This is a genomic window from uncultured Arenimonas sp. (assembly GCF_963976025.1).
In the GTDB taxonomy this organism is placed as follows: domain Bacteria; phylum Pseudomonadota; class Gammaproteobacteria; order Xanthomonadales; family Xanthomonadaceae; genus Arenimonas.
In genome coordinates this window covers 1-15,487 of record NZ_CAXBJS010000058.1, presented here as the reverse complement: position 1 = coordinate 15,487, position 15,487 = coordinate 1, and the positions used below count along the sequence as shown (strand labels likewise).

11 protein-coding genes and 1 pseudogene are annotated in these 15,487 nt (G+C 68.6%); 6 read left to right on the top strand and 6 right to left on the bottom strand.

Annotation, left to right across the window (positions count from 1 at the left end; all coding sequences use genetic code 11):
• On the top strand, positions 1-1,194 hold a 1,194-nt coding region (locus tag AACZ35_RS06530), incomplete at its 5' end, for a prolyl oligopeptidase family serine peptidase (RefSeq protein ID WP_339827353.1).
• Positions 1,195-1,201: 7 nt separating this feature from the next.
• On the opposite strand, the gene AACZ35_RS06525 is transcribed toward AACZ35_RS06530, so the two are convergent.
• From AACZ35_RS06525 to AACZ35_RS06515, 3 genes are read right to left on the bottom strand one after another with little or no spacing between them, the layout of a single operon-like run.
• Positions 1,202-1,693 carry a RidA family protein gene (locus AACZ35_RS06525; protein WP_339827349.1) on the bottom strand — a complete coding sequence of 164 codons (492 nt, stop codon included), beginning with the start codon at positions 1,691-1,693 and terminating at the stop codon, positions 1,202-1,204.
• Positions 1,690-2,157, bottom strand: coding sequence for a cytochrome c (locus AACZ35_RS06520; RefSeq protein ID WP_339827347.1), 468 nt, complete (start codon positions 2,155-2,157; stop codon positions 1,690-1,692). Before AACZ35_RS06520 ends, AACZ35_RS06525 begins: the two co-directional genes overlap by 4 nt.
• Positions 2,154-3,737 (bottom strand): flavin monoamine oxidase family protein, encoded by a 1,584-nt coding sequence (locus tag AACZ35_RS06515; protein WP_339827345.1) that lies wholly within the window; start codon positions 3,735-3,737, stop codon positions 2,154-2,156. Before AACZ35_RS06515 ends, AACZ35_RS06520 begins: the two co-directional genes overlap by 4 nt.
• 221 nt (positions 3,738-3,958) lie before the next feature.
• On the opposite strand from AACZ35_RS06515, the gene AACZ35_RS06510 reads away from it, so the two are divergent.
• Positions 3,959-4,408: a hypothetical protein gene (locus tag AACZ35_RS06510; RefSeq protein ID WP_339827342.1), complete on the top strand. Its 450-nt coding sequence runs from the start codon at positions 3,959-3,961 to the stop codon at positions 4,406-4,408.
• A gap of 57 nt (positions 4,409-4,465) precedes the next feature.
• Here the strand turns inward: AACZ35_RS06510 and AACZ35_RS06505 are convergent, their stop codons facing one another.
• The gene (locus AACZ35_RS06505; protein WP_339827340.1) at positions 4,466-5,023 is read right to left on the bottom strand and encodes a sigma-70 family RNA polymerase sigma factor; all 558 of its coding nucleotides are present in this window, start codon (positions 5,021-5,023) and stop codon (positions 4,466-4,468) included.
• A gap of 83 nt (positions 5,024-5,106) precedes the next feature.
• Between AACZ35_RS06505 and AACZ35_RS06500 the strand changes: the two genes are divergently transcribed.
• Complete coding sequence (locus tag AACZ35_RS06500) at positions 5,107-7,497, top strand: protein kinase (RefSeq protein ID WP_339827337.1); 2,391 nt, start codon at positions 5,107-5,109, stop codon at positions 7,495-7,497.
• 3 nt (positions 7,498-7,500) lie between these two features.
• On the opposite strand, the gene AACZ35_RS06495 is transcribed toward AACZ35_RS06500, so the two are convergent.
• Together AACZ35_RS06495 and AACZ35_RS06490 are read right to left on the bottom strand one after the other, a co-directional pair.
• Positions 7,501-10,506, bottom strand: a complete 3,006-nt coding sequence (locus AACZ35_RS06495) for an efflux RND transporter permease subunit (RefSeq protein WP_339827334.1) — start codon at positions 10,504-10,506, stop codon at positions 7,501-7,503.
• Positions 10,507-10,511: 5 nt separating this feature from the next.
• Positions 10,512-11,549, bottom strand: a complete 1,038-nt coding sequence (locus AACZ35_RS06490) for an efflux RND transporter periplasmic adaptor subunit (protein ID WP_339827332.1) — start codon at positions 11,547-11,549, stop codon at positions 10,512-10,514.
• A 125-nt stretch (positions 11,550-11,674) separates the two neighbouring features.
• Here AACZ35_RS06490 and AACZ35_RS06485 point away from each other — a divergent pair, with 125 nt between their 5' ends.
• From AACZ35_RS06485 to AACZ35_RS06475, 3 genes and pseudogenes are all read left to right on the top strand, one after another.
• Complete coding sequence (locus AACZ35_RS06485) at positions 11,675-12,883, top strand: magnesium transporter (RefSeq protein ID WP_339827330.1); 1,209 nt, start codon at positions 11,675-11,677, stop codon at positions 12,881-12,883.
• Between the two features lie 171 nt (positions 12,884-13,054).
• Positions 13,055-13,972, top strand: a complete 918-nt coding sequence (locus AACZ35_RS06480) for a hypothetical protein (protein WP_339827328.1) — start codon at positions 13,055-13,057, stop codon at positions 13,970-13,972.
• A gap of 34 nt (positions 13,973-14,006) precedes the next feature.
• Positions 14,007-15,487: pseudogene (locus tag AACZ35_RS06475) on the top strand (glutamine-synthetase adenylyltransferase); the annotation flags it as partial.

The window sequence follows — 15,487 nt, the reverse complement described above, 5'->3', positions numbered from 1 at the left end:
CTGTACAGGCCCGACGGCGGCCAGCTGGTGTTCCTGCAGCAGCGCGTGCCGGGTTTTTACGGCGCCAAGGCGCGGCCGATGCTTCATGACCGGCGCAGCGGCGAAACCCGCGAGCTGCACGCCGACTGGGACCGCAGCGCCTCGGGCCTGGCCTGGTCGCATGACGGCCGCACGCTCTACGGCGCGATCGACGATGCCGGCACCAACCGGCTGTACGAACTTCCGCTCTCCGGCCCGCCGCGCGCCATCACCGCGGAATCGTCATTCACGGGCCCTGCGTCCACTCCGCAGGGATTGCTGGCGCTGCGCCAGAGTTTCATCGAACCGCCGACCGTGGTCAGCGTCGATCCGGACAGCGGGGCCAGCACGGCCCTCTCGCACCTGAACGACGCGCTGTTGGCCGGCACCGCCCTGGGACGTTTTGAGTCGGTCACCTACGCGGGTGCGGACGGCGCCCCGGTGCAGATGTGGGTGAACTACCCGCCGGGTTTCGACAAGTCGAAGAAGTACCCGGTGTTCGTGCTGATCCACGGCGGGCCGCACAACGGCATCACCAATGCCATGCAGTTCCGCTGGAACGCACAGGTGTTCGGCAGCTGGGGTTATGTCACCGCCTGGCCCAATTTCCACGGCAGCTCGGGTTTTGGCGAAGCCTTCGCCGATTCGATCAACCCGGAATGGGCTGAAAAGCCCTACCAGGACGTCATCAAGGCGGCGGACTGGCTGGCGGCGCAGCCCTGGGCCGACGGCGAGCGGATGGTGGCCGGCGGCGGCAGCTACGGTGGTTACCTGAGCTCGGTGGTCCTGGGTCGCGAGCACCCGTTCAACACCCTGGTCGTGCACGCCGGCGTGTACAACCTCTACACCCAGTACGCCGCCGACTTCGCCGGCACGGTACCGCGCTTCGGTGGTTTCTGGGAAGAGGGCAATGCCGAGGTCATTGAGCGCAACTCGCCGCACCTGGCTGCAGGCAACTTCAGCACGCCGACGCTTGTCATCCACGGGCAGAACGACCTGCGCGTGCCGGTGAACCATGGCTTCGAGCTGTTCCAGACCCTGCTCGTCAGGGGCGTGCCGACGCGCCTGGTGTATTTCCCGGACGAAAACCACTGGATCCTCAAACCGCAGAACTCGGTGTACTGGTATGCGCAGGTCAAGGACTGGCTGGACCGGTACAACCCGCCGCGCGACTGACGCCGGTTCAGGGCCGGACCGCGGTGACCTCGATTTCCACCAGGAAGCCGGGGTTGGCCAGCGCCGCGACCTGCATGGTCGAACGCGCCGGCAGGTTCGGCTGTTCCTCGGTGCCGAAGAACTGCACGTAGCCCTTCATGAAGCCGGCGAAGTCCATCCGGCCGGCCTGCTCGGGGTCGCCGACCAGGAACACCTGCATCTTCACCACGTCGCCCATGCCCAGGCCCAAACCTTCGAGCTGGGCCTTGATGCGGCCGAGCACCGCCACCGTCTGCGCTTCGGTGTTGCCATAAGCGGCGATGCTGGTGGCGGGTTCGTCGGCATTCGCCACCGGCGGCACCGCGCCGCTGAGGTAAACCGTGGTGCGGCCGGCCGGTACTTCCACCGCGGCGGCGATGGGGAAGTTGCTGTTGGGGATCTTGTGCCGCACGACTTCGGCGCCGGCGGCAAAGGACGGGGCCAGGACAAGCAAGGCAAGCAGCTGGATGCGGGATTTCATCGACGGTCTCCGGTGGGGTCGCGCAGGGCCGCGACGTCGGCGGCGCTGATCGGGTCGGTGTAGCGGTTGCCAAAATTGGTGCGCAGGTAGTTGACCACCGCGGCCACCTGCTCGTCATCCATCCACGACTGCCCCACGAACAGTTCCTGGCTGCGGTCGCTGCCGAAGGCCGGCATGTTGCGCCGCCCCTTCAGGATGGTCACGGCCAGGTAGGGTGCCGAGGCCGCCTTGGGATTGCCGGCCAGCGCGGGATAGTTGCCCGCGCCGATGGCGCCGCGGCCTTCGGGCATGTGGCAGCCCTGGCAGACCTGTTCGTAGATCGCCTTGCCGTCGCTTGCCAGGATCCTGCCGTCCACGGAGGCGCGCTGCGACAGCGCGTCCGCATCCGGTTCGTCCTGGCCAATGGCAGGCAGTGCCGCCAGGCCAAGGACCAGCAGGCCGCCCCCAAGAATCCGAATCTTCATGTCTTTTCTCCCGAAACCACGGCGCGCTCGTGCAGCCGGGTGATCGCGCTGAGCGCCGAGTTGACCGCGCCTTCCTGCCACGCCGGCTGGTAGGAAGCGTGTTCGCCCGCCAGCACGATGCGGCCGTCGAAGGCGCACAGGTTGGCGTAGTGCTGTTCACGCAGGCTTTCGGTCCACAGCGCAAAACAACCCATCGTGCCGGGCACGCGATGCCAGGACACGGCAATGCCGTTGTCGAACTCCTGCGGGTACTGCGGATGCAGCCGGCTGCCCTGCTGCACCGCCTGCGCCACCCGCTGCGCCGGCGACATGGCGTTGAAGCGGTCGGCGTCGTGTCCCCAGACGTAGGCACCCAGCAGCACCGCCTTGCCCGGTGACTGGTAACCGTGGCTGGGGTAGCCGATGGTGCCGATGGGCTGGGACGTGTAGCTGATGCCGCCGTAGATGTGTTCGTCTTCTTCCCAGAAGCGCCGCTTGAACTGCAGGCCGACCTTGGTCGAACCGGCATAGGGAATCGCGCTGATCGCATCGGCCATGGGCTGGCCGACATTCATCGGGATCTGTCCCAGTACCGAAAGCGGAATCGTGCACACGCACCAGTCGGCGCGCGCGGTTTGCGTGGTGCCGGGCGCTGACAAGTCTTCGTAGGTGGCGGTGACGCCGGCTTCGTCCTGGCGGATGTCGGTCACCCGGGCGCGGTAGCGGATGATGTCGCCGAGCTCTCGTCCGAAGGCCTTGGCAATCGCGTCCATGCCGCCGACGGGCTGCATCAGCGTGCTTTGCATGTCGTAGAGCTCGCCCAGCGGCAGGAAACCCCAGAGCCCGGACTGCAGGACATCCGAGGGCTTGAGCGGCTTGGAAAACACCGGCGCGCCCGACGGCCCGCCGCCCGGGGCCTTGGCGTATCCGCGGCGGTCGTTGCTTTCATGGCCGCCGGTATAGGCGTAGTTCCGGTCCAGGGCGCCCCACCACTGCAGCGAGGCGAGCAGCATCTCCTGGTCTTCGGCGGTCACCGGCGCATCCAGGGCGGCGCCGCGGCTTGCCTTGGCCAGAAGTTCGGCCACATGGCCCTGGTAGTCGGCCTTGATGGTGCGCAGGCGCTGCGGCTTGCCGCCGAAGGCGACCGGGTCGTGCAGCAAGGCGTTGTAGTTGACCTGCACGAAGTTCTCCAGCGCCACGCCCAGCCGCCGGCAATAGGACAGGATGCCGTGGTGGTGGTGCGGCAGGCGCCAGGGGCCGGGATTGATGTAGTTGCCGGGCGCGAAGCCGCAGTCCTGGGTGTCGCCGCCGAGTTCGGTGTAGCGGTCGCCGCCGCGCAGCGTCCACACGCGGCCACCGGGACGGTCGTTGAACTCCAGCACCTGCACCTGGTAGCCGGCGTTGCGCAGCTCGAGCGCGGCCACCATGCCGGCGATGCCGGCGCCCAGCACCAGCACCGACGCGCCGCGCGGGGCGGCGCCGAGTTTCGGGAAACCGGTGAAGCTGCTTTCGGCGGCGAAGCCCAGGCTGGTCATGGCCTGGTACATCACCGCACTGCCGCCGGCCAGGCCGATCAGGCGAAGCAATTGCCGGCGGGACATGGCTCCGGCGTTTGCGGGGAGCTGACGGGGATTCACGGTCATCGTGCAGCTCCATGGGCTATTTCGAAAGAGCTAACGGCACAAGCAAGAAACAACGGCCAATTGCGTCCCTGTGCCGTGAAAGTGCTTCGCGGCCGTCAGTTTGCGGTGTGAAGGCGGGGTCGCCCGGGGTAGGGTCCGCTGCGGGACACTGCTGTCCCGTCAACCACCAGGGGAACACCATGAAGACGATCTGCAAGCTGCTGGCGCTGTCCTTGCTGCTTTCCGCGGCGTCCGCGTGGGCCCAGCTCAAGCCTTACACCGACTACGAGCCGAGCCAGGAAGTGACGCACATCACGACGATCCAGGTCCACGCCAACAGGATCGACGATTACCTCGAAGGCATCAGGGATACCTGGGTAGCCTCGAACGAAGTCGCCAAGAAGCTCGGGCACATCAAGGACTATTCGGTGTACGTGAGCGAAATGCCGAGTTCGGGCGACTTCAACGTCGTGCTGGTGCAGTACTTCGAGTCGGCTGAACAGATGCAGCCCTCGAAGGAACGCTACGACGCGTTCATGAAGGCCTGGGGCAACGCCAACCAGGAAAAGACCCGCGGCATCAGCAAGAACTATCCGTCGATGCGCGACATCACCGGCGAGTACCAGCTGCGCCGGATCACGTTCAAATAAGACAGTGACGAACACGCCGGACGTTCCCGGGATACCCGGGGCGCCCGGCGCCTTCGCTCAGCCGCCGTCGGCGAGCGCGTCGAACAGCCAGGCCCGGGCCGACTGCCAGTGCCGCTTCACGGTGGCGGGCGAGCTGCCCATGGCCTCGGCGGTTTCCTCGATGGTCAGGCCGCCGAAGTAGCGCAACTCCACCACCCGGGCCTTGTCCGGGTCGATCTGCTCGAGCCGCGTCAGTGCGCCGTCCAGCGCCAGCGCATCCACGTTACCGGCCTCCTCGGCCACGTCCAGGCCGGTCAGGGTGACCCGGTGGCCGCCATCGCGCTTGGCCGCCTGGCGTCGGCGCGCATGATCCACCAGCACTTCGCGCATCACCCGCGCGGCCATGCGCACGAAGTGGCTGCGGTCCTGGAAGTCCATGCGCTCCAGGCCGGAAAGCCGCAGGTAGGCCTCGTTGACCAGGGCGGTGGGCTGCAGGGTGTGGTTGGCACGCTCGCCGCGCAGCTGGCGGTCGGCCAAGGCCCGCAGTTCCGGGTAAAGCACCGCAACCAGCCGGTCGCGCGCCGCCAGGTCGCCTTCGCGCCAGTCCCGCAGCAGGTGGGTGATGTCCTCGCTCATGCCGGCGGAGTCTAGCTGAGCCGGAACGGCCCTGTTCTGCGCCTTCTGCTAACGTCGGGCCGCATTGGGTGGCCGGGGGACTCATGAAGACATCAGTGGAAGTGCAGGTCCTGCAGTGGTTCGAGCGCGCGCTGGCCCAGAAGCCAGGGCACCGGAAACTGTGGCTGGCCGACCAGGACATGGAGCAGGGCGTGCGCGACCGCGTGCTGCGCCTGCTCGACGCCGACCAGGCGTCCGGCGCCTTCCTGGAAGAGACCGCGGTTGCCGAAGAAGCGCTGCCGCCCGAGTTCCCCAAGGTCGGCGAACGCCTCGGCGCCTACGAACTGCTCAAGCCGCTGGAATCGGGCGGCATGGGCGTGGTCTACCTGGGCCGTCGCGCCGACGATGTCTACGACCAGCAGGTGGCGATCAAGCTGGTGCGCCCGGTGCACCTGCTGGCCGCGGCCGAGTTCCGCCGCCAGCTGATCAGCCGCTTCGAGGACGAACGTTCGATCCTGGCGCGCATGAGCCACCCGAACGTGGCGCGCATCCTCGACGGCGGCAGCACCGGCGCCGGCATTCCCTACCTGGTGATGGAATACGTCGACGGCGTGCCGCTCACCGACTACTGCAAGGCCAACAAGCTGGACGTGCGGGCGCGGCTGGCCCTGTTCGCCAAGGTCTGCGACGGCGTGCAGGAAGCGCATCGTCACCTGATCGTGCACCGCGACCTCAAGCCCGACAACGTCCTGGTCGGCGAGAACGGCGAACCGCGCCTGCTCGATTTCGGCATCGCCAAGATCCTCGAACAGGAGCCGCTGCCCACCGACGGAAAGCGCCACACCTCGCTGTCGGCGATGACACCGGCCTACGCCAGCCCCGAACAAGTGCGCCAGCAGGCGCTGACCACCAGCTCCGACGTCTATTCGCTGGGCGTGATGCTCTACCAGCTGCTGGCCGGCGTGCGCCCCTACGAACTGGGCGGCCTGCGTCCGTCCGAAGCCGAAGCCGTGGTCTGCGACACGCTGCCCGACCCGATGCGCAAGATGCTCGAGAAGGCGGCGCTGACCGACGGCGAGCGAAAGGCTCGCCGCGCGCAGCTCACGCCCGACCTCGAGCGCATCGTCGCCAAGGCCATGCACAAGGAATCGGTGCGGCGGTACGGCTCGGCGCAGGAGCTGGCGGACGACATCCGCCGCTATCTCGACGGACAGCCGGTGTTGGCGCATCCCGATTCAACCAGCTACCGGGTCGGCAAGTTCGTGCGGCGGCACCGGCTGGGCGTGGTGGCGGCTTCGCTGGCGCTGGTGGCGGTGCTGGCGTCGGCGGGTGTTGCCGCGTGGCAGGCGCACGAGGCGCGCCAGGCCGCCGACGACATGGCGCGCATCAATACGTTCCTCAAGGACGTGGTCGCCTATTCAGACCCCTACGTGGCCGGCGGCAACCCGACGCTGGCCGAGGCGGTGGATTCGGCGATCAAGCAGGTGGACGTGCGCTTCACCGACCGGCCGGACCTGGGCGCGGGCGTGCGCCAGGTCCTTGGTTCCTCTCTGCTGGGACGGGGCCAGGTGGCAAAGGCGCGCGAGCAGCTTGAGCAGGCGCTGGCCGACACCCTGGCCGCGCACGGTCCGGAGGCCAGCCTGACGTTCGACATCCGCGAAAGCCTGGCCCAGGTCAGCAACCACGAAGGCCGGGTCGAGGTCGCCACCGACGAACTTCAGCGACTTCGGGAAGACATGGAGGCGGCCGGCCACGACCAGGGCTGGCTGTACTTCACCGTGCTCAACAACCTGGCCGACCTGATGATCCAGCAGGAGCGATATGGCGAAGCCTCCCGCCTGCTGGCGCAGGCCGATGCCATGCCGATCGAGTCGCTGGAAGGCCTGTCGCCCGATGCCCGCGCCGTGCTGCGGGCCAACCAGGGCAATGTCGCGCATTCGCAGGGGCGCCTGGCCGAAGCGTTGGCGATCTACGACGAGGCCGAACGCATGCAGCGCGAGGCCTTCCCGCAGGGCAGCCCACCGCTGTGGACGTTGCTGAGCAACCGCGCCTTCCTGCTGGTGGACATGGGCCGCAAGCAGGAAGCCCATGAACTGCGCAAGCGCACGCTGGCTGAGCAGCGCCAGGTGATGGGCGAAGACAATCCGCAGGTGCTCTCGCAGATGTTCGGGCTGGTAATGGGAGAGCTTGAGCAGGGCAACGTGGAAGCAGCCGTGGCCATGGCGCGCGAGGCGGTCGACCTGAGTCGTCGTGGCCTGCCCCAGCCGCATCGCGAAACCGTCATGGCCCAGGCGGTGCTGTCGCGGGTTCTGCGCGATGCCGGTGACCTGCGTGCGTCGGAAGAAGTGCTGGCTGCAGCGGAAGCCGACCTTGACCGCCTGGAGGCGGAGCCCGAGGGGCTGCGCGGCGCTTTCGTGGTGCAACGGCGCAAGCTCTGTGAAGAAGCGGCGCCGCTGCGCCTTCCCCGCTGCAACGGCGTCGCGGCGCCGGAGTAGTCCTCAGGCCGCCTTCGCCTTGCGGGTGAACCGCCGGGTGAAGGTCTCCATCGCCGCGAAAGCGGCCGGGATCACCACCAGGCTCAGCAGGGTGGAGGTGGCCAGGCCGCCGATGACGGCGATCGCCATCGGCTGGCGGAAGGCGGCGTCGGCGCCCAGGCCCAGCGCGATGGGGGTCATGCCGGCGGTCATGGCGATGGTGGTCATGATCACCGGGCGGGCGCGCTTGCGGCAGGCGTCCACCAGGGCGTCGTGCATGTTCATGCCCTTTTCGTCCTCGGCGATGACGGCGTAGTCCACCAGCAGGATCGAGTTCTTGGTGGCGATGCCGATCAGCATCAGCAGGCCGATCAGCGCCGGCAGCGACAGCAGCGTTCCCGTTATCAGCATCGCGCCGAAGGCGCCGCCGGCCGACAGCGGCACCGCCATCAGGATGATCAGCGGGTGGCTGGCGTGGTTGAACAGCAGCAACAGCACCGCGTACACGCAGAACAGACCGGCGCCCATGGCCAGGGCAAAACCGACGAAGAGTTCGACGAAGATTTCCGAGTCGCCGGTGTTCTGGATCTGCACGCCCGGCGGCAGCCGCTGCAGCGAGGGCAGCGCCTCGACTTCAGCCATCACTTCGCCCAGCGGGCGGCCGTTGAGTTCGGCGGTGAAGGTGATGTTGCGCTGGCGCCCGAACCGATTGACCTGAGAGGGCCCGCTGCCGCGGCGGATATCGGCCACGGCCGACAGCGGCACCGTGCCGCCCTTGGCGCTGGGCACGCGCATCAGCGTCAGCAGGTCCTGGTCGGACAGGTTCAGCTTGGCCAGGCGCTGGCGGAAGTCGCCGCTGGTGGCGATGCGCGCCGCTTCGGCGATGTCCACGGTGGACACGCCCAGGTCGGCGGCGCGGCGCGCGTCCGGAACGATCACCAGTTCGGGCCGCAGCAACGAGGCGGTGGAACTGACGGTGCCCAGGCCCTGCAGCGAACGCAGGTCGCGTTCGAATTCGCCCGCGGCGCGATACAGGCGCTCGGGGTCGTCGCCGCTGAGAACCAGCATCAGCTGCTCGCCCGGTTCGCTGCTGAGGAATCGCTGGCGCACGCCGGGCAGCGCGGTCAGCCGCTCGCGCACCTCGCGTTCCAGTTCCTTCTGCGACCTGTCGCGGTCGCCTTCGGGACCCCAGTCCAGCACCATCGTGACCTTGCGCACCTCGCCGAAACCGCTTACCGCCGGGTCACCCAGGTCGAGCACGCCGCCGACGGTGGCGTAGGCCTGGCGAAGTTCCGGGATGTCGCTGATCAGGGCGCGGGCGCGTTCGCTCATCTCGGCGGTCTGTTCCAGGCGCGCGCCGGGCGGCAGCTCCAGGCTCAGGTTGCTGCGGCCCAGGTCGGAGCCGGGAATGAAGGTCGCCGGGATGAAGGGCAGCAGCATCAGCGAGCCGATGAACATCAGCAGCGCCAGGCCCAGGGTTTTGTAGCGATTGGCCAGCGCCCACTCGACCAGGCGCAGGTAGCGCGCCATCAGCTTCGATTCTTTTTCGACGTGGGGTTTGGCCTTGAGCTGGTAGGCCGCCATCATCGGCGTCAGCAGGCGCGCGACCATCAGCGAGAAGATCACCGCCGTTGCCGCGGTCCAGCCGAACTCCAGGAAAAACTTGCCGGCGATGCCGGGCATGAAGGCCACCGGGATGAACACCGCGGCCAGCGTCGCCGAGGTGGCGATGACGGCCAGGCCGATTTCGTCGGCGGCCTCGGTGGCGGCCTGCTTGGGCGGCTTGCCCATGGCCAGGTGGCGGTCGATGTTCTCGACTTCGACGATGGCGTCGTCCACCAGGATGCCCACCACCACCGCCAGCGCCAACAGCGTGATCATGTTCAGGCTGAAGCCAAGCAGCCAGATGACGCCGAAGGTGGGGATGATCGACAGCGGCAGCGCCAGCGCCGAGATCCAGGTCGCGCGCCAGTCGCGCAGGAAGAACCACACCACCAGCACGGCCAGCGCGGCGCCCTCCCACAGCATGTGCATGGACGAGCTGAACGAGGCGCGCACTTCGTCGATGGCGGTGCTGACGAGCTTGAACTTCACCCGCGGGTGTTCGGCTTCGAGCTGCCGGATGGCCGCTTCGACGCCTTCGCCGACGTCGATTTCGCTCGAGCCCACGGTGCGGCTGATGCCGAAGCTCACCACCGGCTGGCCGTCGATCAGGGCCAGCTGCCGGCGTTCGGCGTGGCCGTCGGTGACCGTGGCCAGCGCCACCAGCGGCACCTGGCTGCCGTCGGGCAGCACGATCGGGAATTGTTCCAGCATCTGCGCGCTGTCGACCGTTCCGACCGCGCGGATGGCCTGTTCGCTGCTGCCCTGGGTGGCGCGGCCGCCGGAGCGTTCAAGCTGCGAGCGCGCCAGCTGGGCGGACACGTCGCCGGCGGTGATGCCGTAGGCGGCCAGCACGCCCGGGCGCAGGTCCACCTGCACTTCGCGGTCGATGCCGCCGCTGCGCACCACGGTGCCGACGCCGCGCACCGAGAACATCTTCTTGGTGACTTCGTTGTCGACGAACCAGCTCAGCTCGTCCTCGCCCAGGCTGTCCGAGGCCACCGCGTAGGTGACCAGGGTGCCGCCGACGATTTCGATCTTGGCGACCACCGGGTCTTCGATGTCGGCCGGCAGGTCGGCGCGGATGCGAGCGACGGCATCGCGCACTTCGTCGAGCGCGTCGGAAAGATCCTTGCCGATGCGGAACTCGACGAAGGTCGTCGACGAACCTTCGGTCACCGTGCTGACCAGCTTGTTGATGTCGGCCAGGCTGGCCACCGAGTCTTCGACCTTGCGGGTGACTTCGGTTTCAAGCTGGCTGGGCGTGGCGCCCGGCAGCGCCACGGTGACGGTGATGCCCGGATAGGAAACATCGGGGAAACGCGACACCGCCAGCTGCTGGAAACCGAACAGGCCCACCAGCGTCAGCAGGATGAACAGCAGGATCGCCGGCAGCGGCCGGTTGATGGACCACGCGGAGAAGTTCATGCCGCTCAGCCCTCGCTGGCCGCGACCACGCGCACCAGGTCACCGTCGGCCAGGAAGCCGGCGCCTTCGACCACCACGCGTTCGTCGCCTTGCAGGCCCTCGGTGACTTCGACCACGTCGCCGCTGCGCGCGCCCAGTTCGACGCGGCGCTGGGCAACGACGTCCCCTTCGCCCAGCACGAACAGGTAGCGATAACCGTCGCGTTCGACGATGGCGGCGGCGGGCACCGTGCGCACTTCGCGTTCGGCCAGCTCGATCTCGCCCGCTGCGTACATGCCGGCGCGCAGCCCGCCCGGGTCGGGCAGGTCGGCGAATACGGTGCCTGTGCGGCTGCGGCTGTCCAGGCCCGGGGAAATCGTGCGCACGGTGCCTTCGACCGGCTGGCCGTCGGGCGCCTGCAGGCGCACCGGCATGCCTTCCTCGATCTGCACCAGCGCGGCTTCGGGCAGTTCGGCGCGCCATTCCAGGCGCTGGTCGCGGATCATGCGCAGCAGCTCGGCGCCGGCGGTGATCACCTGGCCGGGCTGCACGTTGCGCGCCGAGATGACGCCGTCGTGCGGCGCGCGCAGGGTGGCGAATTCCATCCGCAGCCGGGCGTTCTCGGCCTGGGCGCGGGCGGTTATCTCGCCGGCGATCAGCTGCTCGGCCTCGCTGGCGGCGACCAGTTGTTCGCGGCGCAGGCGCTCGCCGCGCCGGGCATTGGCCGAGGCGACCTTGAGGTTGGCTTCCGCCTGGCGCAGCTCCATGGCCAGCGTGCGTGTGTCGAGCCTCAGCAGCGGCTGGCCCTTTTCCACCACGTCCCCGACCTCGACCTCGACCGAGGCCACGCGCTGGCCGGAGAGCTCGACGCCCAGCACCACTTCTTCCCAGGCGGCGATCGATCCCGAGGCGGCGATGCGGCGGGGCAGGGTCTGCATGGCCGGTTCGGCAACGCTGACGCTGAGTGAGGGTGTGGAAGGGGACGCGGCTTGGTCGGAACCGCAGGCGGCAAGCAACAGGCCGCACGAAAGCGCGAGCAGGGCTCGCAGGTCAAACGCCGTCATTGGTTTTTCGCCGTGGGGGTGCGAGGCGGCAATTGTCCCAGAACCGCGTGGAACGCGCATGGCCCGCCGGGTGTCCGTTCGGCTAGGCTTAAGCCGTTTTCGAAGGCTTTCCCGGGGAGAAATACGTGAGCGAAACGACAGCGGCACCGGACCAGGCCCTGGCCAAGCGCATCGCCGCGCTCGACACCGACTCGGCGATCAAGCGGCTCAAGGGCATCCCGGCGCCGGAAGTGGCGCTGATGCTGGCCGGCCTGCCGCCGGCCCGGGCCAACGACCTGCTCGCCGCGATGCCGGTCGGCGACCGGACGGAGGTGATGGCCGCGGCCCCCGCGGGCACCGACTGGGCCGACAGCCAGCGCTACCCGGAAGGTTCCGTGGGCCGGCTTCTCGAAGACCCACCGGCGGTGTTCCCGGCCGGCACCCGGGTCAGCGAGGCGATTGACGCCCTGCGCGACGTGGTCAAGAAGCGCCTGGTCACCTACCTGTGGGTCGTCGATGGCGGCCAGCGGCTGGTCGGCGTGGTGGCTTTCCGTGACCTGCTTTACGCCGACCGCGACCGCCCGCTGGACGAGATCATGATTCGTTCGCCCTTCTGCCTGCGTCCGGGCCAGGACCTGGTGGACGCCATGCGCGAAGTGGTGACGCGCCACTACCCCGTGTACCCGGTCTGCGAAGACGACGGCCACCTGGTGGGCCAGGTGCGCGGGCAGGTGCTGTTCGAACAGCAGGCCTTCGAGATATCCGCCCAGGCCGGTTCCATGGTCGGCGTCGAGAAGGAAGAGCGCCTGGCGACGCCGCTGTGGCGCGCCTTCAAGTTCCGCAACCCCTGGCTGCTGGTGAACCTGCTGACGGTGTTCGTGGCGGCGGCGGTGGTGGGCTATTTCGAGGACACGATCAACCGGGTGGTGGTGCTGGCGGCGTTCCTGCCGGTGCTGGGCGGCCAGAGCGGCAACCTGGGCGCGCAGTCCATGGCGGTGATGCTGCGTGGCATGACCCTGGGCGAGCTCAAGTCCACGCGCATCGTCGGCATCGTCACCAAGGAGGGCGTGCTGGGCCTGATCAACGGCGCGGTGACCGGCGCCCTCGCCGGCGTGGCCATGTATTGGTTCGCTGCCCGCGGCGGCGGCGAGGACGCATTGGCGCTGGCCCTGATAACGCTGGCGGCCATGTCCCTGAGCTGCATGGTCGCGGGCCTGGCTGGTTCGACCATCCCGCTGGTGCTCAAGCGCCTGGGCACGGATCCGGCGACGGCCTCGAGCATCTTCCTCACAACACTGACTGACGTGGTCAGCATGGGCTCCTTCCTGGGCCTGGTGACCTGGCTGGTGCTCTGAACCAGCGCGGATGTTGCACTGCAACGTGCAACATCCCGCCCCCCACGCCACGATGCTTGCGCTTCCGACGTGGGGGAGGGAGCTGAAAGCCCGCAGCTGCTCAAGCGCTGCGGGCTTTCTTTTTGCCCGTCTTGCCGTGCCGCTACACTCGGCCCGAGCCTGGGAGACGCCATGAACCGCCCGCTGATCGCCGCATTCGTTTTTCTGGCCCTTGCGGGCTGCGCCACGACACCTGCCCAGCGCGAAGAAGTCGCGACACCTGCCGAAGCGGCCGGGCGAGCGTTCATGGAATCAAGCCTGGTCCTGGTGCCTGAATCGGTGGGCGAATTCCGGCTGGTTTCGTCCAACGATTACCCGGGCCACCCCGAATGGGGCGCCGGGATGCGGTACGCGCATCCGGACTTCCCCGATGTGCTGGTGGATCTTTACGTGTACCCGGTCGGCCGGGCGGACCGCGGCGACGCCCTGGATTCAGGGATGGGGCAACTGCGCGACGAGCTTTCGGCAATGACCGACCAGGGGCGTTATACCGACATGGCGTATGGCGACGAAGTCGATTTCAACCTGGCCAGCGTGGCCGCCGACGGCAGGATTGACCTCGCTGGCTCCGGGCCGGAACAGGCGGCAGCGCCGCGGACCGACGAGCAGGAAATCCTGGCGGCGATCGCGGGCGTCGAGGCATCACTGGACCCGGCGGTTGGCCGCAAGCTGCCGCTGCGTTTCGCGCGCGACGGCGAGCCGCTCGACTCCGTGGCTTACCTCTTTTACCGCGGGCTATTTCTGTACAAGGGACGCATCAGCACCTCGGCGCGGGCCATGCCGCAGGACAGCTTCGACCGGTTCGCCAACCACGCCATGGCGCGCCTGGTGCCCGCGGTGGCCGTGCGCAGCACCGGTGGATGCCACCAAACCACGATCTCGGTGAATCCCGATGCCAGCCCGGAACAAGTGCAGAGACAGCTGATGCTGGGTGCCGCCGAAAGCCTCGCGCGCAGCGAAAACGAAGGCTGCAGTGAAAAACTCGACCCGACGGTGCCTTCGGGCCATCGCGGCATCAGGCTGGAGTTTCCACCGTCGATGTGGCGGTAGGCGTTCCCGGCGGGCGAACCCGTAGAATCGCCCAATGGCTGCTTCCGACTCACTGGACCACGCGACGGATGCGCTGGTCGACCGCGCCCTGACCCGCCTTGCCGAGCGCGCGCCGGCCGCCGCCGAGCCGGCGCGGCGGCAGGCCCTGGCGAGGCTGGCGGTCGCCAGCGATTTCGCCATCGATACGCTGGTCCGCCAGCCGGCCCTGCTTGAAACCCTGGACGACCCCCTGGTCACCGTGCCCGACCTCGGCGCCGACGCGGCGGCCGACTGGCCGTCGCTGCTGCGGCGCTGGCGGGCCCGGCAGTCAACGCGCCTGGTCTGGCGCGACGTCATGGACATCGATGACGTCGATGCCACGCTGGCCGGCGCCAGCCGCATCGCCGACCAGGCCCTGCAGGCCGGCGTGCAGGCCCTGATCGGGCCGCTTGAACAGGCCCACGGCCTGGTGCGCAACGCCGACGGCCAGGTGCAGTCGCTGGTGGTGTTCGGCCTGGGCAAGCTGGGCGGGCACGAGCTGAATTTCAGCTCCGACGTGGACCTGGTGTTTGCCTTTCCCGAACACGGCGTCTCCGATGGCCCGCGGCCGCTGGAAGCCGAAGCCTGGTTCACCCGCCTCGGCCAGCGCCTGGCGCAGCTGCTGGGAGACGTCACCGGCGATGGCTTCTGCCACCGCGTCGACCTGCGCCTGCGCCCGTTCGGCGCCAGCGGCCGCCTGGCCCTGAGCTTCGGTGCAATGGAGCAGTACTACCAGCGCGAAGGCCGCGACTGGGAGCGTTACGCCTGGATCAAGGCGCGCCCGGTGGCCGGCGACCTGGCCGCCGGCCAGCGCCTGCTCGATACGCTGCGGCCGTTCGTCTACCGGCGTTACCTGGACTACAGCGCGCTCGACGGCCTGCGCGAAATGAAGGCACTGATCAGCGCCGAAGTGCAGCGGCGTGAACTGGCCGAAGACCTCAAGCTGGGCCCCGGCGGCATCCGCGAAGTCGAGTTCCTGGTGCAGGCGCTGCAGCTGATCCGCGCCGGCCGCGAGCCCGGGCTGCGCGGTCGGTCCCTGCTGCCGGCGCTGGCCGCGCTGGCCGACGCCGGCCACGTCAAGGCCGCGACCGCCGAACGCCTGGCCACGGCCTACCGTTACCTGCGCCGGCTCGAGAACCGCGTGCAGATGCTGGCCGACCAGCAGGTGCACGCACTGCCCGACGAGCCGCTGCTGCGCCATCGCATCGCCCGCGGCCTGGGCCATCCGGGCGAAGGCGAACTGCTGGCCGAACTCGACGGCCACCGGTCGGTGGTCGCCGAAGAATTCTCCGGCCTGCTCGAAGCGCGCCGCCGCCGTAAGGCGCCGGTCAGTTCGCTGGTGCAGTACTGGCGCGCGCTGCCCGATGGCGGCGATCCGGCCGTGCTGGCCGACGCCGGCTTCGAAAACGCGGAAGTCCAGGACGCCCACCTGCGCGATTTCGCACGCACGCCGGCGGTGCGTTCCCTGTCCACGCGCGGCCGCCAGCGTCTGGACAA

Bases quoted from the DNA above. Each gene is read 5' to 3' on its own strand.
- AACZ35_RS06510 (WP_339827342.1), top strand. From the start codon at position 3,959: ATGAAGACGATCTGCAAGCTGCTGGCGCTGTCCTTGCTGCTTTCCGCG.
- AACZ35_RS06525 (WP_339827349.1), bottom strand. From the start codon at position 1,693: ATGAAATCCCGCATCCAGCTGCTTGCCTTGCTTGTCCTGGCCCCGTCC.
- AACZ35_RS06480 (WP_339827328.1), top strand. From the start codon at position 13,055: ATGAACCGCCCGCTGATCGCCGCATTCGTTTTTCTGGCCCTTGCGGGC.
- AACZ35_RS06500 (WP_339827337.1), top strand. From the start codon at position 5,107: ATGAAGACATCAGTGGAAGTGCAGGTCCTGCAGTGGTTCGAGCGCGCG.
- AACZ35_RS06490 (WP_339827332.1), bottom strand. From the start codon at position 11,549: ATGACGGCGTTTGACCTGCGAGCCCTGCTCGCGCTTTCGTGCGGCCTG.
- AACZ35_RS06505 (WP_339827340.1), bottom strand. From the start codon at position 5,023: ATGAGCGAGGACATCACCCACCTGCTGCGGGACTGGCGCGAAGGCGAC.
- AACZ35_RS06495 (WP_339827334.1), bottom strand. From the start codon at position 10,506: ATGAACTTCTCCGCGTGGTCCATCAACCGGCCGCTGCCGGCGATCCTG.
- AACZ35_RS06515 (WP_339827345.1), bottom strand. From the start codon at position 3,737: ATGTCCCGCCGGCAATTGCTTCGCCTGATCGGCCTGGCCGGCGGCAGT.
- AACZ35_RS06520 (WP_339827347.1), bottom strand. From the start codon at position 2,157: ATGAAGATTCGGATTCTTGGGGGCGGCCTGCTGGTCCTTGGCCTGGCG.